The sequence below is a fragment of the Streptomyces sp. RLB3-17 genome, from assembly GCF_007113425.2.
GTDB lineage: Bacteria > Actinomycetota > Actinomycetes > Streptomycetales > Streptomycetaceae > Streptomyces > Streptomyces mirabilis_D.
Genome location: NZ_CP041610.2, coordinates 8337728 through 8360566, shown reverse-complemented (window position 1 = coordinate 8360566; position 22839 = coordinate 8337728). Strand labels below are relative to the sequence as shown.

17 protein-coding genes are annotated in these 22839 nt (G+C 71.2%); 9 read left to right on the top strand and 8 right to left on the bottom strand.

The window, feature by feature from the left end; genetic code table 11:
* Positions 1-357: 357 nt before the first annotated feature.
* Both FNV62_RS37585 and FNV62_RS37580 read left to right on the top strand, forming a co-directional pair.
* On the top strand, positions 358-4020 hold the full coding sequence (locus FNV62_RS37585; protein ID WP_143628429.1) for a S8 family serine peptidase: 3663 nt from the start codon (positions 358-360) through the stop codon (positions 4018-4020).
* A gap of 58 nt (positions 4021-4078) precedes the next feature.
* Complete coding sequence (locus FNV62_RS37580) at positions 4079-5080, top strand: response regulator transcription factor (protein WP_097286570.1); 1002 nt, start codon at positions 4079-4081, stop codon at positions 5078-5080.
* Positions 5081-5158: 78 nt separating this feature from the next.
* On the opposite strand, the gene acnA is transcribed toward FNV62_RS37580, so the two are convergent.
* Positions 5159-7873: an aconitate hydratase AcnA gene (gene acnA, locus FNV62_RS37575; protein ID WP_097286569.1), complete on the bottom strand. Its 2715-nt coding sequence runs from the start codon at positions 7871-7873 to the stop codon at positions 5159-5161.
* A gap of 214 nt (positions 7874-8087) precedes the next feature.
* Entirely contained in the window at positions 8088-8591 is a 504-nt protein-coding gene (locus FNV62_RS37570) for a GNAT family N-acetyltransferase (protein ID WP_097286568.1), read from the bottom strand.
* Positions 8592-8770: 179 nt separating this feature from the next.
* On the opposite strand from FNV62_RS37570, the gene FNV62_RS37565 reads away from it, so the two are divergent.
* From FNV62_RS37565 to FNV62_RS37555, 3 genes are all read left to right on the top strand, one after another.
* A complete protein-coding gene (locus FNV62_RS37565) occupies positions 8771-9631 on the top strand; it encodes a helix-turn-helix transcriptional regulator (protein ID WP_097289254.1) in 861 nt (286 codons plus the stop codon).
* 118 nt (positions 9632-9749) lie between these two features.
* A complete protein-coding gene (locus FNV62_RS37560) occupies positions 9750-9947 on the top strand; it encodes a DUF4236 domain-containing protein (protein WP_054234029.1) in 198 nt (65 codons plus the stop codon).
* Between the two features lie 124 nt (positions 9948-10071).
* Positions 10072-11601 (top strand): helix-turn-helix domain-containing protein, encoded by a 1530-nt coding sequence (locus FNV62_RS37555; RefSeq protein ID WP_054234030.1) that lies wholly within the window; start codon positions 10072-10074, stop codon positions 11599-11601.
* Between the two features lie 95 nt (positions 11602-11696).
* On the opposite strand, the gene FNV62_RS37550 is transcribed toward FNV62_RS37555, so the two are convergent.
* The gene (locus FNV62_RS37550) at positions 11697-12143 is read right to left on the bottom strand and encodes a DUF6299 family protein (RefSeq protein WP_054234031.1); all 447 of its coding nucleotides are present in this window, start codon (positions 12141-12143) and stop codon (positions 11697-11699) included.
* Between the two features lie 332 nt (positions 12144-12475).
* On the opposite strand from FNV62_RS37550, the gene FNV62_RS37545 reads away from it, so the two are divergent.
* A complete protein-coding gene (locus tag FNV62_RS37545; protein ID WP_054234032.1) occupies positions 12476-12670 on the top strand; it encodes a DUF5999 family protein in 195 nt (64 codons plus the stop codon).
* A gap of 54 nt (positions 12671-12724) precedes the next feature.
* Here FNV62_RS37545 and FNV62_RS37540 read toward each other — a convergent pair whose 3' ends face one another.
* Together FNV62_RS37540 and FNV62_RS37535 are read right to left on the bottom strand one after the other, a co-directional pair.
* A complete protein-coding gene (locus FNV62_RS37540; RefSeq protein WP_054234033.1) occupies positions 12725-13123 on the bottom strand; it encodes a RidA family protein in 399 nt (132 codons plus the stop codon).
* A 22-nt stretch (positions 13124-13145) separates the two neighbouring features.
* A complete protein-coding gene (locus FNV62_RS37535; protein WP_143628427.1) occupies positions 13146-14630 on the bottom strand; it encodes an acyl-CoA dehydrogenase family protein in 1485 nt (494 codons plus the stop codon).
* A gap of 186 nt (positions 14631-14816) precedes the next feature.
* On the opposite strand from FNV62_RS37535, the gene FNV62_RS37530 reads away from it, so the two are divergent.
* Together FNV62_RS37530 and FNV62_RS37525 are read left to right on the top strand one after the other, a co-directional pair.
* Positions 14817-16499 (top strand): AMP-binding protein, encoded by a 1683-nt coding sequence (locus FNV62_RS37530; RefSeq protein WP_144315832.1) that lies wholly within the window; start codon positions 14817-14819, stop codon positions 16497-16499.
* A gap of 15 nt (positions 16500-16514) precedes the next feature.
* Complete coding sequence (locus FNV62_RS37525; protein WP_143628424.1) at positions 16515-17336, top strand: PaaX family transcriptional regulator C-terminal domain-containing protein; 822 nt, start codon at positions 16515-16517, stop codon at positions 17334-17336.
* A 48-nt stretch (positions 17337-17384) separates the two neighbouring features.
* Here the strand turns inward: FNV62_RS37525 and FNV62_RS37520 are convergent, their stop codons facing one another.
* Positions 17385-19694 (bottom strand): bifunctional salicylyl-CoA 5-hydroxylase/oxidoreductase, encoded by a 2310-nt coding sequence (locus FNV62_RS37520; RefSeq protein ID WP_399223024.1) that lies wholly within the window; start codon positions 19692-19694, stop codon positions 17385-17387.
* Entirely contained in the window at positions 19679-20506 is an 828-nt protein-coding gene (locus FNV62_RS37515) for an enoyl-CoA hydratase family protein (RefSeq protein ID WP_054234037.1), read from the bottom strand. Before FNV62_RS37515 ends, FNV62_RS37520 begins: the two co-directional genes overlap by 16 nt.
* Positions 20507-20850: 344 nt before the next feature.
* On the opposite strand from FNV62_RS37515, the gene FNV62_RS37510 reads away from it, so the two are divergent.
* Positions 20851-21303 (top strand): ATP-binding protein, encoded by a 453-nt coding sequence (locus FNV62_RS37510; RefSeq protein WP_060897576.1) that lies wholly within the window; start codon positions 20851-20853, stop codon positions 21301-21303.
* Here FNV62_RS37510 and FNV62_RS37505 read toward each other — a convergent pair.
* Positions 21263-22732, bottom strand: a complete 1470-nt coding sequence (locus tag FNV62_RS37505) for an amino acid permease (RefSeq protein ID WP_143603169.1) — start codon at positions 22730-22732, stop codon at positions 21263-21265. The genes FNV62_RS37510 and FNV62_RS37505 overlap by 41 nt on opposite strands.
* Positions 22733-22839 lie beyond the last annotated feature (107 nt).

The following is a 22839-nucleotide window of genomic DNA, read 5'->3' as shown; positions in this document are numbered from 1 at the left end:
TGCCCGCCGCGCACGCGGGCCCCGTCGCCGTCGACGAAGACACGCTCACCGGGGACACGGTGGCCGCCGGGGCGTTCGCCACGGGTGGGGTCGCCGGGGGCGCGTGTGGCGTGGAGACGTTCGCTTCGGGTGCCAGACATATGACGATCCTGTCCCGGTTCGCTGGGAGAACCCTGTGTTCCGACTTTGCCGCAGCCGTGCGAAGGGCCTCCCGGGAGGAACCGGCGGTTCTCAACCCCCTTGGCCGAAGGGGGCATTGGCACGGCCCGGCCACAGGAATCCCTTGAGCCTCTTCTCCCCCGGCCCGCACAGTGGTCCAGACCTCACCAGGTCTCTCAAGGGAAGGAAAGCCCACAGATGCGAAGACTCCACGCCCTCTGGGCCATGACAGGCGCCGCCGCTCTGCTCGCGGGTGCGGTCGCGCCCTCGGCAGCGGCCCCGACCCCCTCGCCCGACGCCCCACCGGGCGCGGCGCAGGGCAGCACCCGGACCGTCACCCTCATCACCGGCGACACCGTGTCGCTCACCGCCGGACCGGACGGAAAATATGCCGTCGACATCCAGCGCGGCAAGGGCCGAGAGGCCGCCACCTTCCTGTCCAGCGAGCGCGACGGCGAGGTCAGTGTCCTACCGGCGGACGCGATCCCGCTGGTGAAGGCGGGCCGTCTCGACCCGGCCCTGTTCAACGTCACCCAGCTGGTGAAGCAGGGATACACGGACGCGAAGACCGGCACCACCCCGGTGATCGCGACGTACAAGAGCGGCAGCGCGACCCCCGACGGCGCACGCCGGACGCTCAAGCTGCCCGCGATCGACGGGGCCGCGCTGAGCGCGAAGAAGTCGACCTCCTTCTGGGCCGACATCGCCCCCGCTCTCGGCACCGAACCGACCACCAAGGCCGCCAAGCAACTCGGCGAGGGCATCGACAAGATCTGGCTCGACGGCAAGGTACAGGCGTCCCTCGACGTCAGCGTGCCGCAGATCGGCGCACCCGAGGTGTGGAAGTCGGGCTACGACGGCAAGGGCATCAAGGTCGCCGTCCTGGACACCGGCGTGGACACCGGACACCCCGACCTCGCGGGCAAGATCGCGGAGTCCCAGAGCTTCGTGCCCGCCGAGGGGGTGCAGGACGGATTCGGCCACGGAACGCACGTGGCCTCCACCATCGTCGGATCGGGCGCGGCCTCGGGCGGCCGCTACAAGGGCGTGGCGCCGGGCGCGGAACTGGCGGTGGGCAAGGTGCTCGACAACACCGGCCACGGCCAGGACTCCTGGATCATCGCGGGTATGGAGTGGGCGGCCACATCCGGCGCGAAGATCGTGTCGATGTCGCTGGGCGGTGACGCCACCGGCCCCTCCGACATCCTGAGCGAGACCGTCGACAAGCTGTCCGAGTCCACCGGCACCCTCTTCGTGATCGCGGCGGGCAACTCCGGCCCGTCCGAGCAGACCGTCGGCACCCCGGGCATCGCCGACTCCGCGCTGACAGTGGGCGCCGTGGACAAGTCCGACAAGCTGGCCTCGTTCTCCAGCCGCGGTCCGCGCGCCGGTGACTACGCGGTCAAACCGGAGATCACCGCGCCCGGCGTGGCCATCACCGCGGCCCGCGCCGCGGGCACCAGCATGCCTGGTGGTACGCCGGTCGACGACTACTACACGACGGCGAGCGGTACGTCGATGGCCACCCCGCATGTCGCGGGCGCCGCGGCGCTGGTCGCCCAGGCCCACCCCGACTGGACGGGCCAGCAGATCAAGCAGGCGCTGGCGACCACGGCGAAGACCATGCCGGACGCCGACGTCTTCGAGCAGGGCGACGGCCGGGTCGACGCCGTACGGGCCGTCAACCAGGGCGTCTTCGCGACGCCGACGCTGAGCTTCGGCAAGTACGAGGAGACCGACACCGAGGCCGCCGACAAGGACATCACGTACACCAACACCACGGACAAAGCGGTGGAGTTGAAGGTGTCCTCGTCACTTCACGACGCCACACTGAACACGGACACGGTGACCGTCCCGGCGAAGGGCACCGCCACCGTCGCGGTCACGGTCGACCCGGCGAAGGAGGCGACGGGCCGGTACACGGGCCACATCACCGCCAGCGCCGACGGCGTCCTCGTCACCACGGCCATCGGCTTCGAGAAGCTGCCGAAGACCTACGACCTGAAGGTGTCGCTGCTGGGCCGTGACGGCAAGCCGACCACCTCGTCGTCGATCTTCATGCTGCAGGAGCTGAACGGCGCCTACCCGGACACGTACGGGTACATCGGCAAGAGCTACACCTTCAAGGTGCCGGCCGGTACGTACTCCACGGCGTCCTGGATCTCGCAGCGGGACGCGGCCGGACTGGAGGTCAACACCTCGGTCGTCGGCGATCCGGAGATCAAGGTCGACCGTGACACCGAGGTCGTCCTCGACGCCCGCAAGGCGGTCGAGATCAAGCCGAAGACCAAGGAGGACTCCGAGTTCCAGGGCTTCAGCACCAACTGGCACCGGGAAGGCCCGGGCACTGCCTTCGGGGTGACCTACAGCCAGGGCTGGTGGACCGACCACATCTATGTGGCGCCCACCGAGAAGGTCACCCAGGGCATGTTCGAGTTCTCCTCGAAGTTCCGGCTGTACGCCAAGGAGCTGACGGCGAGCGTCACCGGCCCGGAGAAGTACGCGCTGCCCCTCGACTACGCGCAGACGGACAGCGGCCTGCCCGTGAAGGTCAGCGGTGATCACACGGTGCGCGCGGTGGACGCGGGCGCCGGCACCGCGGCCGACTTCGCGGGACTCGACGTCAAGGGCAAGGTGGCGGTCGTCCGAGTGGTCGCCGGCGGGACGCCGGACGAGGCGCTGGCCAACGCGACCGCGGCCGGGGCCGGTTACGTCCTCGCCTATCGCGAGACGCCCGGGTACTGGATCGCCTGGGCGAAGAGCACGACCGTCCCGCTGATGATCGCCACCGGCGAGGACGGCGCGAAGCTCGGCGCCCTGCTGAAGAGCGGGAAGAAGGTCAAGCTGAAGATGGCCGGCACTCCGGTCAGTCCGTATGTGTACAACGTGATGTTCCCGCAGGTGGGAGCCGTCTCGGCGAACCAGACGTACAACCTGAACAGCTCCAACACGGTGAAGCAGACGGTTCGTTACCACGGGGCCGGGGCCGGGGATGTCGGCAAGGACGCCGTGTACCGGTACCGCCCCTGGCAGAGTGCCGACATCGCGACCACCACCAACGTGCGGCTCGGCACGGAGCGCACCGAGTACTACAACGTCTCCGACAACCGGATCTGGCACGCCGTCTATCCCAACTGGAAGGCGAACCAGCCTCAGTGGGGTCCCGTGCGGACCTTCGACAAGGCGGGCAAGCAGCCCACCGAGGACTGGCTGGGCCAGGTCGTCCGCCCGGCGACCGCTCAGCAGGCCGGCCTCTCCCAGCGCACCGGTGACAAACTCACCTTCCGTGTCCCGGAGTTGAGCGATGCCACACCGGGCCACTACGGATACGCGGACAACGTTCTGGACACCGCGAAGGGCAAGCTGTACGCGGACGGGCAACTGGTCGGCGACACCGCACTCGGCGGCTACGGCACGTTCACCGCGCCGGCGGCGAAGTCCTCGTACCGCCTCGTGGTCGACACGCAGCGCACGGCCGACTGGGCGGCGTACTCCACCGCCACCCACACCGAATGGTCCTTCGCCTCGGCGCACACGGACCAGCAGACGGCGCTCGGGCTGCTCTCGGTCGACTACGACGTGGCCGGGCTCAACCTTCTCAACAGTGCTGAGGCCGGACACACCTCGAAGCTCGGCCTCTCCGTCCGGAACCAGTCGGGCGGCGTCACCGCCAGTTCCCTGAAGGCCTGGGTCTCGTACGACGACGGCACCTCGTGGAAGGAAGTGAAGGTCAAGCACGGCAAGGCGGAGCTGAAGCACCCGAAGAAGGACGCCCGGTTCGTGTCGCTGCGCGTACGGGCCGGCGACCGGGACGGCAACATCGTCGACCAGACGGTCGTACGGGCGTTCGGCCTGAAGTAGACGACCGTAGCCAAACGTTGCGAAAAGTCTTAACAAAGATCGTCTACCGTGCCGGGCCATGGTGAACACGGCATACGACACGGCAAGGGAGACCCCTGCCGCGAGCCCCTGGGCCGCGGTGGGGGTCTCCGCGTTCGACGAGCTGTTGTACCAGGCAATCCTCAACCAGCCCGACGCCGGCGCGGCCGGCTGGGCGCTGCTGACCGGTGCCTCCCCGGCCCGGGTCCGCGAGGCCTGCAACCGGCTGCTCACGCTCGGGCTGCTGCAACCACCGGACTCCATGGGCGGGTTACGGGCGGTCGACCCCCGGGTGGCGATCCGCGCGCTGATCCGGCGGCGCGAGACGGAGTCCGAACTGCTGGCCGCCACCGCCGAGGAGATGGCGACCGCGTACGAGGCGGGGCTGCTTCGCGAGGAGCCGTCCCGGCTGGTCGAGGTGGCCTCCGGCGAGGGCGCCATCGCGGCACGCCTGGAGGAGATGTACGCGCGCGCGGAGCACGAGGTGTGCCTTTTCGACACACCGCCGTATCTCGCCCCGCCCGCTCCGCAGGTGGATCTCCAGGCCGATCTGCTCAGCCGCGGAATCGTCTCTCGGGGGATCTACGCGGCGACCGGCCTGGAGGATCCGAAGGTCCTGTCCCGCGCCCTGAGTATGGTCGAACTCGGCGAGCAGGCCCGGGTGTTGCCGACCGTGCCGCTCAAGCTGCTGGTGGTCGACGGATGCCGGGCGCTGCTGCCGCTGACCGCCTCCGCGGCCGGCGGCTACTGTGCCGTCGTGGTGTGGCACTCGGCGGTCACCGAGGCCTTGCAGAAGCTCTTCGAGCTGGCCTGGCAACAGGCGACCCCGCTCGGCCAGCCGGTCTCCGACGGTGGACTCACCGAGGACGAGCGGACGTTGACCCGGCTGCTGGCCGCCGGGATGAAGGACGAGGCGGTCGCCCGTCACCTGGGGGTGAGCCTGCGGACACTGCGCCGCCGGGTGAGCGATCTGCAGGAGCGGCTGGGCGCGGCGAGCCGTTTCCAGCTGGGGATGCGGGCGGCGCAGCGCGGCTGGGTGTAGGCGCCCGGGCGTGCCGTCGCATGCGAAGGGCCGCACCCCTCCGAAGAGGAGTGCGGCCCGGCCGCTCTACCGGATCGCCTACTTGCGGATCAGGTTGCGCAGCACGTACTGCATGATGCCGCCGTTGCGGTAGTAGTCCGCCTCGCCGGGGGTGTCGATGCGGACGACCGCGTCGAACTCGACGCCGGTGTCGGTGGTGACCTTCACCGTGCGCGGGGTGGTGCCGTTGTTGAGCTCCTCGACGCCGGTGAAGGAGAAGGTCTCCTCGCCGGTGAGGCCGAGGGCCTCGGCGGTGGCGCCCTCCGGGAACTGGAGCGGCAGGACGCCCATGCCGATGAGGTTCGAGCGGTGGATGCGCTCGTACGACTCGGCGATGACGGCCTTGACGCCGAGGAGCGCGGTGCCCTTGGCGGCCCAGTCGCGGGACGAGCCGGAGCCGTACTCCTTGCCGGCCAGGATGACCAGCGGGGTGCCCTGCTCGATGTAGTTGCGCGAGGCGTCGTAGATGAACGCGACGGGCGCGCCCTCGACGGTGAAGTCGCGGGTGTAGCCGCCCTCCGTGCCCGGCGCGATCTGGTTGCGCAGGCGGATGTTGGCGAACGTGCCGCGGATCATGACCTCGTGGTTGCCTCGGCGCGAGCCGTAGGAGTTGAAGTCACGACGCTCCACACCGTGCTCGGTGAGGTACTTGCCGGCCGGGGTGTCGGCCTTGATGGCGCCGGCCGGGGAGATGTGGTCGGTGGTGACCGAGTCGCCCAGCTTGGCGAGCACACGGGCACCGGCGATGTCGGTGACCGGGGACGGCTCGTGCGCCATGCCCTCGAAGTACGGGGGCTTGCGGACGTAGGTGGACTGCGGGTCCCACTCGAAGGTGTTGCCGGTCGGGATCGGCAGCGCCTGCCACTGGGCGTCGCCCGCGAAGACGTCCTGGTAGGACTTGTTGAACATGTCCTCGCCGATGGCGTTCGCCACGACGTCGTTGACCTCGGCCTCGGAGGGCCAGATGTCGGCCAGGTAGACCGGCTTGCCGTCCTGGTCGATGCCCAGCGCGTCCTTGGTGATGTCCACCTTCATGGAGCCCGCGAGCGCGTACGCGACGACCAGCGGCGGGGAGGCCAGGTAGTTCATCTTGACGTCGGGGTTGATGCGGCCCTCGAAGTTCCGGTTGCCGGAGAGGACCGAGGTGACGGCGAGGTCGTGGTCGTTGACGGCCTTGGAGACCTCCTCCGGCAGCGGGCCGGAGTTGCCGATGCAGGTGGTGCAGCCGTAGCCGACGAGGTTGAAGCCGACCTTGTCGAGGTAGGGGGTGAGCCCCGCCTTGTCGAAGTAGTCGGTGACGACCTTGGAGCCCGGGGCGAGGGTGGTCTTGACCCACGGCTTGCGGGTCAGGCCCTTCTCGACCGCCTTCTTGGCCACCAGCGCGGCGGCGACCATGACGTACGGGTTCGAGGTGTTGGTGCAGGAGGTGATGGCCGCGACCGTCACCGCGCCGTGGTCGATCTCGTAGGTCGAGCCGTCGGGGGCGGTGACCGTGGTCGGACGGGTCGGTACGCCGTTGGCGGAGGCCGGGGAGTCGGAGGCCGGGAAGGACTCCTTGCCCGCCTCGTCGTCCTCGTCGACGTAGTTGCGCACGTCCTGCGCGAACTGCTGCGCGGCGTTGGCCAGGACGATCCGGTCCTGCGGGCGCTTCGGGCCGGCGATCGACGGGACGACCGTCGAGAGGTCCAGCTCCAGCTTCTCGGAGAAGTCGGGCTCGGCGGCCGGGTCGAGCCAGAGGCCCTGCTCCTTGGCGTACGCCTCGACGAGCGCGAGCTGCTGCTCGCTGCGGCCGGTCAGCTTGAGGTACTTGATCGTTTCTGCGTCGATCGGGAAGATCGCGGCCGTCGAGCCGAACTCCGGCGACATGTTGCCGATGGTGGCGCGGTTGGCGAGCGAGGTGGCGGCGACGCCCTCGCCGTAGAACTCGACGAACTTGCCGACGACGCCGTGCTTGCGCAGCATCTCGGTGATCGTGAGCACCAGGTCGGTGGCGGTGGTGCCGGGGGTGAGCTCACCGGTCAGCTTGAAGCCGACGACGCGCGGGATGAGCATGGAGACCGGCTGGCCGAGCATCGCGGCCTCGGCCTCGATGCCGCCGACGCCCCAGCCGAGCACACCGAGGCCGTTGACCATGGTGGTGTGCGAGTCGGTGCCGACGAGCGTGTCGGGGTACGCCTGGCCGTTACGGACCATGACCGTGCGCGCCAGGTGCTCGATGTTCACCTGGTGGACGATGCCGGTGCCCGGCGGGACGACCTTGAACTCGTCGAAGGCGGTCTGGCCCCAGCGCAGGAACTGGTAGCGCTCCTTGTTGCGGCCGTACTCCAGCTCGACGTTCTGCGCGAACGCGTCGTTGGTGCCGAACTTGTCGGCGATGACGGAGTGGTCGATGACCAGCTCGGCCGGGGCCAGCGGGTTGATCTTCGCCGGGTCGCCGCCGAGCTCCTTGACGGCCTCACGCATGGTGGCGAGGTCGACGACACAGGGCACGCCGGTGAAGTCCTGCATGATCACGCGGGCGGGCGTGAACTGGATCTCCTGGCTCGGCTGCGCCTGGGAGTCCCAGTTGCCGATCGACCGGATGTGGTCGGCGGTGATGTTCGCGCCGTCCTCGGTGCGGAGCAGGTTCTCCAGCAGCACCTTCAGGCTGTACGGAAGGCGAGCCGAGCCTTCCACCTTGTCCAGCCGGAAGATCTCGTACGACTCGTCGCCCACCTGCAGCGTGCTGCGGGCGTCGAAGCTGTTCGCCGACACGACAGTCTCCTTCATTGATGTGCGCGTTCCCACCGCATCCTGCCGCCACGACGTCTTGGCCGATCCACTAAGGTAAGGCTAAGTTAGGTAAGCCTTACTGTCAGACCCGATGACAACGTGCGGCTGCGGTGCACCTCGGCAGATATCTCGATGTCGAGATAACTCTAGTACATGGGCGCCCCCGGGTCATGCCCGGCATGCTGTCGACCTGCCGTCAGGCACTCCGCCGCGCCCGCGGCAGCGCGCGCGTGAGCCACACCCGCTCGCCGCGGTCGTCGGCCGAGACGTGGTCCCGCTCGAACCCGAGCTTTTCGAGGACGCGGAACGACGGGGCGTTCCAGGTGCGCACGGTCGCCCAGACCCGCCCGCGCCCGGTCGTGCTCGCGGCGGCGAGCACCGCGGAGGCCGCCTCGGTCGCGTAGCCGTGCCCGTGCGCGCCCCGGAACAATTCGTACGCGATCTCGGGTTCGTCGAGGGAGGCCCGGCCGACGAGGAGCCCGCAGTAGCCGATGAAGGCGCCCGTGTCGCGGCGGTCGACGGGCAGCAGAGCGATGCCGGTCGACGCCGCCGCGGCGAGCTGGGCCGCGATGATCTCGCGGCTCCGTTCGACCGGGAGCGGCCCCTCACCCCGTTCCGCGAAGAGCGCGCTGTGTCCCTCGGCATCGGAGTCGGACCACGGCCGCAGCGTCAGCCGGGCGGTCTCGAGGCGTGACGGCATCGGCGGATACGCGGGCACGGCGACACCCTATCGACGGCGCCCGGGGCGGGAAACGCCGCGCTCGGGGCGAGCAAGCCCGCACTCGGGGCGGGGCGGGCCGGGCGGTCATGGGTCTGTCCGCCCGTGCCTGGCACTGCCAGTACCAGGCACGGGCGGGCGGACCGGTGCACAGTGGGGGCATGGCGAGTACGGAGTTCGGGCGGACGGTCCGGCGCTGGCGGGACCGGGTCTCCCCCGAGGCGGCCGGGCTCCCCGTCGGCGGGCACCGGCGCGCGGCCGGACTGCGCCGCGAGGAGCTGGCCCTGCTGGCCGGGATCTCGGTCGACTACGTCACCCGTCTCGAACAGGGCCGGGCGAGCAACCCCTCGGAGCAGATCGTCGAGGCGCTCGGCCGGGCGCTTCGACTGTCCGGCACCGAGCGCGCGCACCTCTTCCATCTCGCCGGACTGGTCCCGCCGGGACGCGGTACCGTGCCCGCCCACATCACCCCCGGCGTGCACCGGATGCTGGACCGGCTGACCGGAACGCCCGTCGCGGTCTTCGACGCGGCGTGGAACCTGCTGCTGGCCAACCCGCTGTACGCGGCCCTGATGGGTGACCCGTCCGGGTGGCGCGGCAACGAGCGCAACGCGGTGTGGCGCAACCTCGTGGGCCCGGGCACCCACGTCCGCCACACCCCCGAGGCCCGACGCGAGTTCGAGACCACCGTCGTCGCCGACCTGCGCGCGACCGCGCGCCGGTATCCGGCGGACCAGCGGCTGCGGCGCCTGGTCGAGGAGTTGCGCGCGAACAGCGACCGGTTCGCCGAGCTGTGGGAGTCCGAGGCCGTGGGCCACCACGAGGCCTCGCGCAAGACCATCGACCATCCGCAGCTGGGTCCCCTGACGCTCGACTGCGACGTACTCAGCGTCGCGGGCAGCGACCTGCGCATCATGGTCTACACGGCGGAGCCGGGAACGCGGGACGCCGAGCAGGTCGCCCTCCTCGGGGTCATCGGCACCCAGACGCTCGTGGAGCGTGGGGCGGCCGAACGAGGCTGAACGCGCCGGGAGTTCACAGGCAACCATCGCCCGCTTCGGGGTACTGGGAACGGGACGCGCCGCAGTCGGCGGCGCGAAACGACAGGAATGCCGTGAACTGCCCCAAGGGGGACCAATCATGCCTCTCACGTTCCGCAAGAGCTTCCGCATCCTTCCCGGGGTGCGGCTGAACATCAACCGGCACTCGTGGTCGATCACCACGGGCGGCCGGCACGGGCCGCACCACACCCGCAGCAGCACCGGACGCCGCACCACGTCGATGGATCTGCCGGGCCCCTTCGGCTGGCGGCGCACGACGCGTCGACGGGAACGCTGACCGAATCGCCGTGCCGCCACGGTGCCGCACCCGAACTCCCGCGCGGGTGCGGTGTGCTGTACCCCACTACCCGGACGGGTGCGCTCCGTTTCTCTTTATCTCACATCAGATATACGGTCGCGCCATGGCAGACGACTACCTCGTACGCATCGGCAAGCTCATCCGTGACGCCCGGCAACACCGGGGCTGGACACAGTCGCAGCTCGCCGAGGCACTCGGCACAAGTCAGAGCGCCGTCAATCGCATCGAGCGCGGCAACCAAAACATCAGCCTTGAGATGATCGCTCGAATCGGTGAAGCCCTGGACAGCGAAATCGTCTCTCTGGGCTACGCGGGTCCGATGCATCTGCGCGTGGTCGGCGGACGTCGTCTGTCCGGCTCGATCGATGTCAAGACCAGTAAGAACGCCTGCGTCGCACTGCTGTGCGCGACGCTCCTGAACAAGGGGCGCACGGTGCTCCGCCGGGTGGCCCGGATCGAAGAGGTCTACCGCCTTCTGGAGGTGCTCGGCTCGATCGGCGTCCGCACCCGCTGGATCAACGACGGGGTCGACCTCGAGATCGTGCCCCCGAGCGAGCTGGACATGGAGGCGATCGACGCCGAGGCCGCCCGCCGGACGCGGTCGATCATCATGTTCCTCGGCCCGCTGCTGCACCGTATGGACACCTTCAGGCTGCCGTACGCGGGCGGTTGCGACCTCGGCACCAGGACCATCGAGCCGCACATGATCGCGCTGCGGCGGTTCGGACTCGACATCGCCGCCACCGAGGGGCTCTACCACGCCCAGGTCGACCGGGCCGTCTCCCCCGGTCGGCCCATCGTGCTGACCGAGCGCGGGGACACCGTCACCGAGAACGCGCTGCTCGCCGCCGCCCGCCACGACGGCGTGACCGTCATCCGCAACGCCTCCTCCAACTACATGGTCCAGGACCTCTGCTTCTTCCTGGAGGCACTCGGCGTACGGGTGGAGGGCGTCGGCACGACCACGCTCACCGTCCACGGCGTGCCGAACATCGACGTGGACGTGGACTACTCGCCCTCCGAGGACCCGGTCGAGGCGATGAGCCTGCTGGCCGCCGCGGTGGTCACCGAGTCGGAGCTGACGGTACGCCGGGTGCCGATCGAGTTCCTGGAGATCGAGCTCGCGGTGCTGGAGGAGATGGGCCTCGACCACGACCGCACACCGGAGTACTTCGCCGACAACGGCCGTACGCGGCTGGTGGACCTGACCGTACGGCCCTCCAAGCTCGAGGCGCCGATCGACAAGATCCACCCGATGCCGTTCCCGGGCCTGAACATCGACAACGTGCCGTTCTTCGCGGCCATCGCGGCCTCCGCACAGGGCAAGACCCTCATCCACGACTGGGTCTACGACAACCGGGCCATCTACCTGACCGACCTCAACCGGCTCGGCGGCCGGCTGCAGCTCCTCGACCCGCACCGCGTGCTGGTCGAGGGCCCGACCCGCTGGCGCGCCGCCGAGATGATGTGCCCGCCCGCGCTGCGCCCGGCCGTCGTCGTGCTGCTGGCGATGATGGCGGCCGACGGCACGTCCGTGCTGCGCAACGTGTACGTCATCAACCGCGGCTACGAGGACCTGGCCGAGCGGCTCAACTCGATCGGAGCGCAGATCGAGACGTTCCGGGACATCTAGGACGACCGGCAGGTGGTGGGGCTCGCCGGAGGGCGACTTCGTGTCGCCCTCCGGCGAGCCCGCCGTGTGCCGTCCCGTCCCGCCCGTGCGCCGGCTCAGCCCTCCATGAGGGTGATGTCCTGCTGCTGCATCGCGTGGAACAGCGGCAGCGGCAGACCGCCCAGGGCGGGGCTCAGTTCCATCAGGGTGGCCTCGACATGGGCGGCCCCCGGTGCGAGGGTGCCGGGTGTGCGCCTCTCCGAGTTGGTCCAGCGGTGCTCCGCGCCGTCGCAGACCGCCGCGCTGCCGCCGATGCCGTAGCGGATCCGGGTGTCGCCCTGCGACACCGACGAGGAGACGAGCACCGGCCCCGTACGGCCCAGGCAGCGGTAGGTGCCGGAGAGGGTGACGGTTCCGTCGGCGGCGAGGTGACCGGTCGCGTCGACGGTGACCGTCTCGGACGGGTCCGACAGGGCGCCGACGGACAGGGCGACGGCGGACGGGGCGAACAGCAGCAGGAGCGCGGCGCCGGTGGCCGCGCCGATGACCTGGCGCAAGGGCATGAGGTACCTCCTGGAACGTGGGGGCTCCACAGGTACCGGGCGCAGGGGCCCGAGGCGGTGATCCTCACCCCTTTGGTGGCGAGTCCGCTGTACGGCGGGTCCGGTACAGGGGGTCCGGTACAGGGGGTCCGGTTCAGGCGCGTCCCGTCCATGGCGGGGCCGGCCCGTCGCGGGTCGGGTCCGTGCGTCATGGGAACGTTCGAGAGTTGTCCGCGTGTTGTCACGCTTCTCGACCGGCGGTTCCGATGAGTTCGCCACGGGAGCATGGTCTTACCTATGCGAGGCGGCGACAGCGCCGTCGACACTCATCGCATCCGACGTGGAGGTGCGTCATGTGTTCCCACCAAACTCTGTGCCCGTCCGCGGACTCCAAGGCTCCGCACATCGTGTCGGCCCACCCCGAGCAGGGCTGGAGCCTGCTGTGCAACGGCGCGATCGTCTTCGACGACAGCGGTGAACTGCTCCCCGACGGCAGCGTGGTCGCTCCGCACCGGGTGTTCGCCGAGCGGCTGGCCGTCGCCGCCTAGTCCCTCCGGGGGTTCCGGGAGTTCGGGGAGTTCGGGGAGTTCCGGAGCGAGGTGTTACGGCAGCACCGCGAAACCGTCGAGTTCGACCAGGGCCTGTTCGTCCCAGAGGCGGGCGGCGCCGACGACGGCCATCGCGGGATAGTCCCGTCCCGCCAACCGCCGCCAGACGCGGCCGAGTTCGGGGGCCCGCGCACGGTAGTCCGCGACATCGGTGGCATAGACCGTGACCCGCGCGAGGTCGGCCGGGGTGCCGCCCGCGGCCCGCAACGCCGTCAGCAGGTTGGTCAGCGCCTTCTCGAACTGCTCCGGGAGCGTCGCGCCGACCACCTTCCCGTCCGTGTCCAGCGCGGTCTGGCCCGCCAGGAAGACCACGCGGGTGCCGGTGGCGACGACGGCGTGCGAGAAGCCGGTGGGCGGGGAGAGTTCGGGCGGGTTGACGCGCTCGGTGCTCACTGGACCTCCAGGCTCTCGACGCTCACGGGGCCTCCACCGACGCGTACAGCTCCTTGGCGATGACCGCCCGCTGGACCTCGCTGGCGCCTTCGTAGATACGGGGCGCGCGGACCTCCCGGTAGAGGTGTTCGAGGAGATGGCCGCGGCGCAGGGCACGGGCGCCGTGCAGTTGGACCGCCGCGTCGACCACGTACTGGGCCGTCTCGGTCGCCAGCAGCTTCGCCATCGCCGCGCGCCGGGGCACGTCCGGGGCCCCTTCGTCGTACGCCGCCGCCGCCGCGTAGACCATCAGGCGGGCCGCCTCCGTACGCATCGCCATCTCGGCGACCTGGTGAGCCACCGTCTGCAGGTCCTTCAGCCTGCCGCCGAACGCCTCACGCCCTGCCGTGTGCGTGAGCGTCGCCGCGAGGGCCGCCTCCGCCATGCCGACCGCGAAGGCGCCCACGCTCGGGCGGAAGAGGTTGAGGGTGTGCATCGCGACCCGGAAACCGCGGTCGGGCTCGCCGAGCACGTCGTCCGCCGTCACCGGCACGGCGTCGAAGGCGAGGGCGCCGATGGGGTGCGGGGAGAGCATGTCGAGCGGGGTGCCGGTGAGGCCCGGCCGGTCGGCGGGCACCAGGAAGGCGGTGACGCCACGGGCTCCGGCGCCCGGGGTGGTCCGCGCGAAGACGGTGTAGAAGTCGGCCTCGGGCGCGTTGGAGATCCAGCACTTCTCCCCACTGAGCCGCCAGCTCCCCCAGCCGTCCCGCTCGGCAACGGGCGACTCCTGCGCCTCGACGCCGGACGGCCCGGGGCCCGCGGGCACGGTACCGGAGGCCGCGGGCGCGACTCCGGGGACTCCGGGCGCGACCCCAGAGGCCGCGGGCGAGGAACCGGGATGCGCAGGCAGGGTTCCGGGGACCGCAGACGCGACTCCGGGGACTCCGGGCTCGACTCCAGAGGCCGCCGGCGAGGAACCGGGGTCCGCGGGCAGGGTTCCGGGGGCCGCGGGCACGGCTCCGGGAACTCCGGGCGCCGCTCCGGAGGCGGCGGACGAGGCCCCGCGGGCCGCGGGTGCGGCTTCGCCGGGCCCCGGTGCGGACGTGGGCGCCCGTGCGGCGTCCCGGTCCGCGCGGAGCGCCAACGCCGCCGCGTCCGAGCCCGCGCCCGGCTCGCTGAGCGCGAACGCGGCCACCGCGCTCCCGTCCGCGACCCGGGGCAGCCAGCGCTCGCGCTGCGCCCGGGTGCCGTACGCGTGCACCGGATGCGCACCGAGGCCCTGCAGGGCGAGTGCCGTCTCGGCCTCGGTGCAGCCGCGCGCCAAGGACTCCCGCATCAGGCACAGATCGAGCGCACCCGAGGTGAACAGGCGGGCGAGCAGCCCGAGCCGGCCCAACTCGGCGACAAGAGCGCGGTTGACGTGGCCCGGCTCGCCCTTCTCCGCCAGCGGGCGCAACCGCTCCTCGGCCAGCGCGCGCAGCTCGGCACACCAGGCGGTCTGTACCGGATCGAGCGAGAATGCGGTCATTGCCGGTTCCCTCTCCGCCGTCGGACTGCGGGACCCCAGGCTATCGCGAGACGTTGACTGTCGTCACCAACACGATACGCTCCTTGTGCGAGACGCGAGCCGAGAGCACCGAGAGCTGAGCACCGAGAACACCGAGAGCCACGAGCTGAGCGCTGCGAGCCCACCACGACAAGGGGGCGAACCTCCATGGACGGCGACACCCTGGAGCCGACGACCTCGGCCCACGTCGACACCTTCGCCCGCGACCATCTCCCGCCCCCCGAGCAGTGGCCCGAACTCCCCTTCGACCTGCCCGAGCTGCACTACCCCGAACGGCTGAACTGCGCCGCCGAACTCCTCGGCGGCAAGCCACCGCAGCGCCCAGCCTTCCGCACGCCGTCCGGCGACGTGTGGACGTACGGGCACCTCCTCGCCCGGGTGGACCGGATCGCCCACGTCCTGACCACCGAACTGGGCGTCGTGCCCGGCAACCGGGTGCTGCTGCGCGGGCCCACCACACCCTGGCTCGCCGCGTGCTGGCTGGCGGTCCTGAAGGCGGGCGGGGTCGCCGTCACGGTGCTCGCCCAGCAGCGCCCGCACGAGCTGACCACCATGTGCGCCATCGCCCACGCCACCCACGCGCTGTGCGACGTACGGTCGGTCGACGACCTGGCGAAGGCGGAGATCCCGGGGCTGCGGATCACGACGTACGGCGGGGACGCGCCCGACGACCTGCTGCTGCGCATCACGGGCGCCCCGGACGAGCCGTTCACGGCGGTCGACACGGCCGCCGACGACGTCGCGCTGATCGCCTTCACCTCCGGCACCACCGGCCGTCCCAAGGGCTGTGTGCACTTCCACCGGGATGTGCTGGCCATAGCGGACACCTTCTCGAAGCATGTGCTGCGGCCGCGCGAGGACGACGTCTTCACCGGCAGTCCCCCGCTGGGCTTCACCTTCGGGCTCGGCGGCCTCGTCGTCTTCCCGATGCGCGCCGGCGCCTGCTCCCTGCTGCTCGAACAGGCGGGCCCCAAGCAGCTGTTGCCCGCGATCACCGAGCACCGCGTCTCGGTGCTGTTCACCGCACCGACCGCCTACCGGGCGATGCTGGCGGAGCTGGACGAGCACGACACGAGCTCGCTGCGGCGCTGTGTGTCCGCGGGCGAGAACCTGCCCGCCGCGACCTGGCGTGCCTGGCACAGCCGCACCGGACTGCGCATCATCAACGGCATCGGCGCCACCGAACTGCTGCACATCTTCATCTCCGCGGCCGACGAGCACATCCGCCCCGGGACGACGGGCGTCCCCGTACCGGGGTGGCAGGCGCGGGTCGTCGACGCCGAGGGGACGCCCGTGCCGGACGGCGAGCCCGGACTGCTCGCGGTGCGCGGCCCGGTGGGCTGCCGCTATCTCAGCGACCCACGGCAGCGGGAGTACGTGCGCGGCGGCTGGAACATCACCGGCGACACCTACGTGCGCGACCTCGACGGCTACTTCCGGTATGTCGCCCGCGCCGACGACATGATCGTCTCGGCGGGGTACAACATCGCCGGGCCCGAGGTCGAGGACGCCCTGCTGCGCCACCCGGACGTGGTCGAGACGGCGGTCGTGGGGCGACCCGACGAGGCGCGCGGGCAGGTGGCGGTGGCGTACGCGGTCCTCAGAGAGGGGGCGCACAGGGACGTCGAGGCGCTGCGCGCCTTCCTCAAGTCGGAGCTGGCGCCGTACAAATGCCCTCGCGAGTTCGTCTTCCTGGACTCGCTGCCGCGGACGGCGACCGGAAAGCTGCAACGCTTCCGGCTGCGCGCGGACGTTCCGCCGGTGAGCGGGGAGAGCCCGCCGCCGCCCGCGCCGGAGGGTGAGTTGTCCACCGGCGGCGGTCCCAAGTGATCTTCGCGCACTAGAGTGATCAACGTGTCAGAGCAGCACGCCCCCCGGTCCCTCATCGTCACGTTCTACGGCGCGTACGGCCGTTTCATGCCCGGCCCCGTGCCGGTGGCCGAGTTGATCCGGCTCCTCGCCGCGGTCGGCGTCGACGCGCCCTCCGTACGCTCGTCGGTGTCCCGGCTCAAGCGCCGCGGACTGCTCGAACCGGCCCGTACGGCGGCGGGCGGCGCGGGGTACGCGCTGTCGCCGGACGCCCGCCAACTGCTGGAGGACGGCGACCGGCGGGTGTACGCGGCGGCGCCCCCCGAGGACGAGGGCTGGGTGCTCGCCGTCTTCTCCGTGCCGGAGTCCGAGCGGCAGAAGCGGCACGTACTGCGCTCACGTCTCGCCGGTCTCGGCTTCGGGACGGCGGCCCCCGGCGTCTGGCTCGCCCCCGCGCGGCTCTACGAGGAGACCCGGCACACCCTGGCGCGGCTGCGGCTCGACCCTTACGTGGAGCTGTTCCGCGGGGAGCACCTGGGCTTCGCGGCGACGGCGGACGCGGTCGCGCGCTGGTGGGACCTGGCGGCGATCGCCAAGCAGCACGAGGCCTTCCTCGACCAGCACGCGACCGTGCTGCGCGACTGGCGGCGGCGCGCGGACACCCCGCCCGAGGAGGCGTACCGCGACTACCTCCTCGCCCTGGACACCTGGCGCCACCTCCCGTACGCCGACCCGGGGCTGCCCGCGGCGCTGCTGCCCGAGGACTGGCCGGGCGCGCGCTCGGCCGCGGTGTTCCGGGCGCTGCACCAGCGGCTGCGGGACGCGGGGGCGAGCTTCACCGAACCCACTGACGTGTGACCTCGGTATGGCCTACCTCTCCCGTCGGGGCCGCTCTTCCCCGCGCCCTCAGGTCCCCAGTGAGAGCCGGGGCTTGGGGGCGTCAATGCGTCCGGTCTGCGGGCGGCGGCTGCCCGCGCGGTAGGGCTTGGGCCAGGCGACGCCCGGACCCTCGTACCCCTGCTCGGCAGCCGCGTGCAGCGTCCAGTGCGGGTCGTAGAGATGCGGCCGGGCGAGTGCGCACAGGTCCGTACGCCCGGCCAGGATCAGGGAGTTGACGTCGTCCCAGGAGGAGATCGCGCCGACGGCGATCACGGGGAGGCCGGTCTCGTGGCGGATCCGGTCGGCGAACGGGGTCTGGAACGACCGGCCGTACTCGGGCTGTTCGTCGGCGACCACCTGCCCGGTCGACACGTCGACCGCGTCGGCGCCGTGCGCCGCGAAGGCCCGGGCGATCGCCACGCCCTCGTCCCCGGTGTTGCCGCCCTCGGCCCAGTCGGTGGCGGAGATGCGGACGGTCATGGGCCGCTCCTCCGGCCACACGGCCCGTACGGCGTCGAAGACCTCCAGCGGGAAGCGCAGTCTGCGTTCCAGCGAGCCACCGTAGGCGTCGGTGCGCCGGTTGGTGAGCGGTGAGAGGAAGCCGGAGAGGAGGTAGCCGTGGGCGCAGTGCAGTTCGAGGAGGTCGAAGCCGCAGCGGGCGGCCCGCCAGGCGGCGGCCGCGAACTGCTCGCGGATGTCGGTGAGTTGGGCGCGGCACAGCTGCCGGGGGGTCTGGCTGCGCGGTCCGTACGGGATCGGGGAGGCGGCCACGAGCGGCCAGTTGCCCTCCTCCAGGGGCTCGTCCATGCCCTCCCACATCAGCTTCGTGGAGCCCTTGCGGCCGGAGTGTCCGAGCTGGACGCCGATCGCGGTGCCGGGTGCCTGGGCGTGCACGAAGCGGATGATCCGCCGCCAGGACTCGGCCTGCCGGTGTGAGTAGAGGCCCGCGCAGCCGGGTGTGATGCGGCCCTCGGCGCTGACGCACACCATCTCGGTCATCACCAGGCCCGCGCCACCGAGCGCCCGTGCGCCCAGGTGGACGAGGTGGAAGTCGCCGGGGACGCCGTCCACGGCCGAGTACATGTCCATCGGTGAGACCACGACCCGGTTGCGCAGGGTCAGACCGCGCAGCCGGAACGGGGTGAACATCGGCGGTGTGCCGGGCGGGCAGCCGAACTCGCGCTCGACCGCCGCCGTGAAGTGCGCGTCCCGCAGCCGCAGGTTGTCGTGCGTGACGCGGCGGCTGCGCGTGAGGAGGTTGAAGGCGAACTGCCGGGCGGGCTGGTGGAGATACAGCCCCAGGTTCTCGAACCACTCCAGGCTGGCCCGCGCGGCCCGCTGGGTGGACGCGACGACAGGGCGCCGCTCCTCCTCGTACGCGGCGAGTGCCTCGTCGAGGGTGGGCCGCTCCTCCAGGCAGGCGGCCAGCGCGAGCGCGTCCTCGACGGCGAGCTTGGTGCCGGAGCCGATGGAGAAGTGCGCGGTGTGCGCGGCGTCGCCGAGGAGGACCAGATTGCCGTGGGACCAGCGGTCGTTGACCACCGTACGGAAGGTGGTCCACGTCGACTTGTTGGACCGCAGCTGCCGCCCGCCGAGCGCGTCCGTGAAGATCTTGCCGCAGAGCTCGACGGACCCCTGTTCGTCGAGGTCCGCGAAACCGGCCGCCCGCCACACCTCTTCGCGCATCTCGACGATGACGGTGGAGGCGTCGGCCGCGTACGGGTAGCCGTGCAGCTGCATCACGCCGTGCTCGGTCTCCACGATCTCGAAGCGGAAGGAGTCGAAGGCGAAGTCGGCGGCGAGCCAGATGTAACGGCACCGGTGCTCCTCGACCGACGGTCCGAACACCTCCGCGTACGCGGCCCGGGTCGGGCTGTGCACCCCGTCGGCGACGACGACCAGGTCGTACGCCGTCATCAGTTCGGCGACCGGCGGGGCCTCGGCCCGGAAGCGCAGCTCGACGCCGAGCGAGCGGCAGCGCTCGTGCAGGATCTCCAGGAGCCGGCGCCGGCCGAGCGCCGCGAAGCCGTGGCCTCCGGAGGTGTTGCGCACGCCCCGGTGCACGATGTCGATGTCGTCCCAGCGCACGAACTCGTCCTGGAGCGCCGCGTACACGACCGGGTCGGCGTGCTCGATCCCGCCGAGCGTCTCGTCGGAGAGCACGACACCGAAGCCGAAGGTGTCGTCGGGGGCGTTGCGCTCCCAGACGGTGACCTCGCGGCCCGGGTCGAGGCGCTTGAGCAGCGCGGCGGCGTACAGCCCGCCGGGACCGCCGCCGATGACGGCGACACGCACCGACGCGCCCGTACGCGTCGCCACGGCTATCGCCCCCGCCACTTCGGCGCGCGCTTCTCCGTGAACGCCGCATGGAACTCGGCGTAGTCCTCGCCGGTCATCAGGAGGGCCTGGGTCGAGGCGTCGAGCTCGACGGAGGCGGCGAGGGGCATGTCCAGTTCGGCGGTGAGCAGGGCCTTGGTCTGGGCGTACGCGAGAGCCGGGCCCTCGGCCAGGCGGCGGGCCAGCCGCTGGGCGGCCTCGTCCGCGTCGCCCTCGTCGGCCAGCTCGCTGATCAGACCGATCCGCTCGGCCTCGGGCGCGCGCACCGGTTCGCCGAGCATCAGCAGCCGGGTCGCGTGACCGAGCCCGACGACCCGGGGCAGCAGATAGGCGGCGCCCATGTCGCCGCCGGACAGTCCGACGCGGGTGAAGAGGAAGGCGAACCGGGCGCTCGGGTCGGCCACCCGGAAGTCGGCGGCCAGGGCGAGGACGGCTCCGGCGCCGGCCGCGACCCCGTGCACCGCCGCGATCACCGGGAACGGGCACTCCCGTACGGCCCGCACGACCTGTCCGGTCATCCGGTTGAAGTCGAGGAGCTGGGCGGTGTCCATGGACAGGGTCGCGCCGATGATCTCGTCGACGTCGCCGCCGGAGCAGAAGCCGCGCCCCTCCCCCGCCAGCACCAGCGCCCGCACCGACCGCTCGCGGGAGAGCTCGGCGAGCAGATCGCGCAGGTCGGCGTAGGCGCCGAAGGTGAGGGCGTTGAGTTTCTCGGGGCGGGCCAGGGTGACCGTGGCGACCCCGTCGGCGACCTCGCACCTCAGGTGCTGCCAGTCGGAGGTGCGGGCGGCGGAGCCGGTGAAGGGACTCATGACGGGCGGCCTCCTCGGACGGGGGCGGCGGTCCGCGCCACACGGCGCCGGACAGCGGTCGTCGTTACTCCACGAAGTTATCACCACTCTGTGACTGTCGTCACGACCGCGCAATAACCCGGTCGTGAAGTGACCGTTTCCCGTCACCGAGTCACGGGTTCTCGATAGCCCCGTAACGGCGGGAGCACCTCGCGGGAGGCGGGCGTTGAGCTGGGTACGGGTCCTGATGCCGAGCCGAACGTCCTGGGAGGGCGCCCACCGAATGTCCTGGAAAGCGCCCGCCCGACGCCTCCGTCCGGCCGCGCCGTACCATTCCTCAGGTTGAAAGCAGGACAGCCTGCTCCATGAACGGACCCACCTTGCACGACACTCCCGCCCCCGCCTCCTGGCGCATCGCACTGCCGCACACCGCCGCGGCCGTGCCGGTCGCCCGCGCCCTGGTCCGCACCGCGCTGGCCGAGCTGAAGCACGCGGCCGACAGCGACACCGCGGAACTGCTCACCGCGGAGCTGGTCGCCAACGCCGTGGAGCACACCGCGGGGGACGGTCCCATAGAGCTGGTCGTGGAGCTGATGCCGACCGGCTGTCAGGTCGAGGTGCACGACCCGGACCCGGAGCCGCCCGGCAACCTCACGGTCCCGGAGCCGCCCGGTGAGCCCGATCCCTGGCAGGAGCACGGACGCGGCCTCCTCCTGATCCGCACCCTCAGCTCCTCCTGCGGCCACCGCCCCACCGGCTCCGGCAAGGCGGTCTGGTTCAGACTGCCTGTGGTGCCCGCTCAGCGGCGTCCGGCGTGATCCCGGCGCCGGGAACGGCTCCGGGAACGGCTGCAGCCGCGGCCAGCCGGGAGTTGCGGCGCCCGTAGAGCACGTACACGACGAAGCCGGCCGCCAGGAAGCACACGAACTGGATCCAGGTCGTCCAGCCCGTCTCGTACATCAGGTACAGACAGAAGCCGATGCCGAGCAGCGGCACCACGGGGTAGAGCGGCACCCGGAACGTCCTGGCAAGACCCGGTTGCCGGCGCCGCAGCGCGATCACCGCGACATTGACGGCGGCCATGGTGGCGAGCGTGCCGATCGTCGTCAGGTTGACGACGGCGTCGAGCGGGGCGAAGGCCGCCGGGACGGCGAAGACGATGGCGACGATCAGGGTTCCCGCGACCGGTGTCGAGGTCCTCGGCGAGATCTTCTCGAAGACGCGCGGCACGAGCCCGTCACGGGACATGGACATGAGGATGCGGGTCTGTCCGTACATCACCGCGAGCACGACGGAGGCGATGGCGACGACCGCTCCGAACGCGACGACCCCTGCGCCGACCGTGGAGCCGGTGACCACGTTGACGACGTACGACAGCGCGGCGGGCCGCCCGGCGACCGCGTCGCCGCCGACGGCGCCGATCGCCGCGAGGGCCACCGCGCAGTACAGCAGGGTGACCAGACCGATGCAGACCAGGATGGCGATCGGGATGTTGCGGCGGGGGTCCTTGGCCTCCTCGCCGGCGGTGGTGATCGCGTCGAAGCCGATGTACGAGAAGAAGGCCGCCGTGGTGCCCGCGCCGATACCGCCCAGCCCGGCCGGGGAGAACGGCGTGAGGTTGCCGTGCTTGAAGGCGCTGAACCCGATCGCGCAGAAGGCGACGAGCACGACGAGCTTCAGCACGGCCATGGCCGCGGTCGCCCGGGCGCTCTCGCGCACCCCGCGGATCAGCAGGACCGAGGCCAGCGCGATCACGATGACCGCGGGAAGGTTGACGATCCCGCCGTCGGACGGGCCGGCCGAGAGCGCGGCGGGCAGCCGCACGCCCATGAGGCTGTGCAGCAGCTCGTTGACGTACTGGCTCCAGCCGACCGCCACGGCCGACACGGAGACGCCGTACTCCAGGAGCAGACACCAGCCGACGAGGAAGGCCGTGCCCTCGCCCAGTCCCGCGTAGGCGAAGGAGTACGAGGATCCGGAGACCGGGATCGCGCCGCCGAGCTCGGCGAAGGAGAACGCGGTGAAGACGCAGGTGATCGCCGCGAGGATGAACGACACGACCACGGCGGGTCCGGCCTGTGCGACCGAGTCGGAGAGCCCGACGAAGATTCCGGTGCCGACGATCGCGCCGACGCCGAAGCAGATGAGCTGGAAGAGACCCATGGTCCGCTTGAGGCCATGACCTTCGCGGTCGGCGCCCGATTCGGCCATCAGCAGCTGGGGGGACTTGATGCGTGGAGCGGACATGCGGGTGGTGCTCATTTCCGGTGGTGCGGGGTGCGACGGGGTCGGTCGCACGGCGGTCACGGAAGGGGTGGCTCCGGACCGCCGGTCAGGATAAGGCCTGCGGGGAC

What these genes read in the sequence shown, in the direction of transcription:
- FNV62_RS37555 (WP_054234030.1), top strand. Translation starts at nt 10,072, where the DNA reads ATGGCAGACGACTACCTCGTACGCATCGGCAAGCTCATCCGTGACGCC.
- FNV62_RS37530 (WP_144315832.1), top strand. Translation starts at nt 14,817, where the DNA reads ATGGACGGCGACACCCTGGAGCCGACGACCTCGGCCCACGTCGACACC.
- FNV62_RS37510 (WP_060897576.1), top strand. Translation starts at nt 20,851, where the DNA reads ATGAACGGACCCACCTTGCACGACACTCCCGCCCCCGCCTCCTGGCGC.
- FNV62_RS37535 (WP_143628427.1), bottom strand. Translation starts at nt 14,630, where the DNA reads ATGACCGCATTCTCGCTCGATCCGGTACAGACCGCCTGGTGTGCCGAG.
- FNV62_RS37515 (WP_054234037.1), bottom strand. Translation starts at nt 20,506, where the DNA reads ATGAGTCCCTTCACCGGCTCCGCCGCCCGCACCTCCGACTGGCAGCAC.
- FNV62_RS37505 (WP_143603169.1), bottom strand. Translation starts at nt 22,732, where the DNA reads ATGTCCGCTCCACGCATCAAGTCCCCCCAGCTGCTGATGGCCGAATCG.
- FNV62_RS37570 (WP_097286568.1), bottom strand. Translation starts at nt 8,591, where the DNA reads ATGCCGTCACGCCTCGAGACCGCCCGGCTGACGCTGCGGCCGTGGTCC.
- FNV62_RS37565 (WP_097289254.1), top strand. Translation starts at nt 8,771, where the DNA reads ATGGCGAGTACGGAGTTCGGGCGGACGGTCCGGCGCTGGCGGGACCGG.
- FNV62_RS37560 (WP_054234029.1), top strand. Translation starts at nt 9,750, where the DNA reads ATGCCTCTCACGTTCCGCAAGAGCTTCCGCATCCTTCCCGGGGTGCGG.
- FNV62_RS37550 (WP_054234031.1), bottom strand. Translation starts at nt 12,143, where the DNA reads ATGCCCTTGCGCCAGGTCATCGGCGCGGCCACCGGCGCCGCGCTCCTG.
- FNV62_RS37580 (WP_097286570.1), top strand. Translation starts at nt 4,079, where the DNA reads ATGGTGAACACGGCATACGACACGGCAAGGGAGACCCCTGCCGCGAGC.
- FNV62_RS37545 (WP_054234032.1), top strand. Translation starts at nt 12,476, where the DNA reads ATGTGTTCCCACCAAACTCTGTGCCCGTCCGCGGACTCCAAGGCTCCG.
- FNV62_RS37585 (WP_143628429.1), top strand. Translation starts at nt 358, where the DNA reads ATGCGAAGACTCCACGCCCTCTGGGCCATGACAGGCGCCGCCGCTCTG.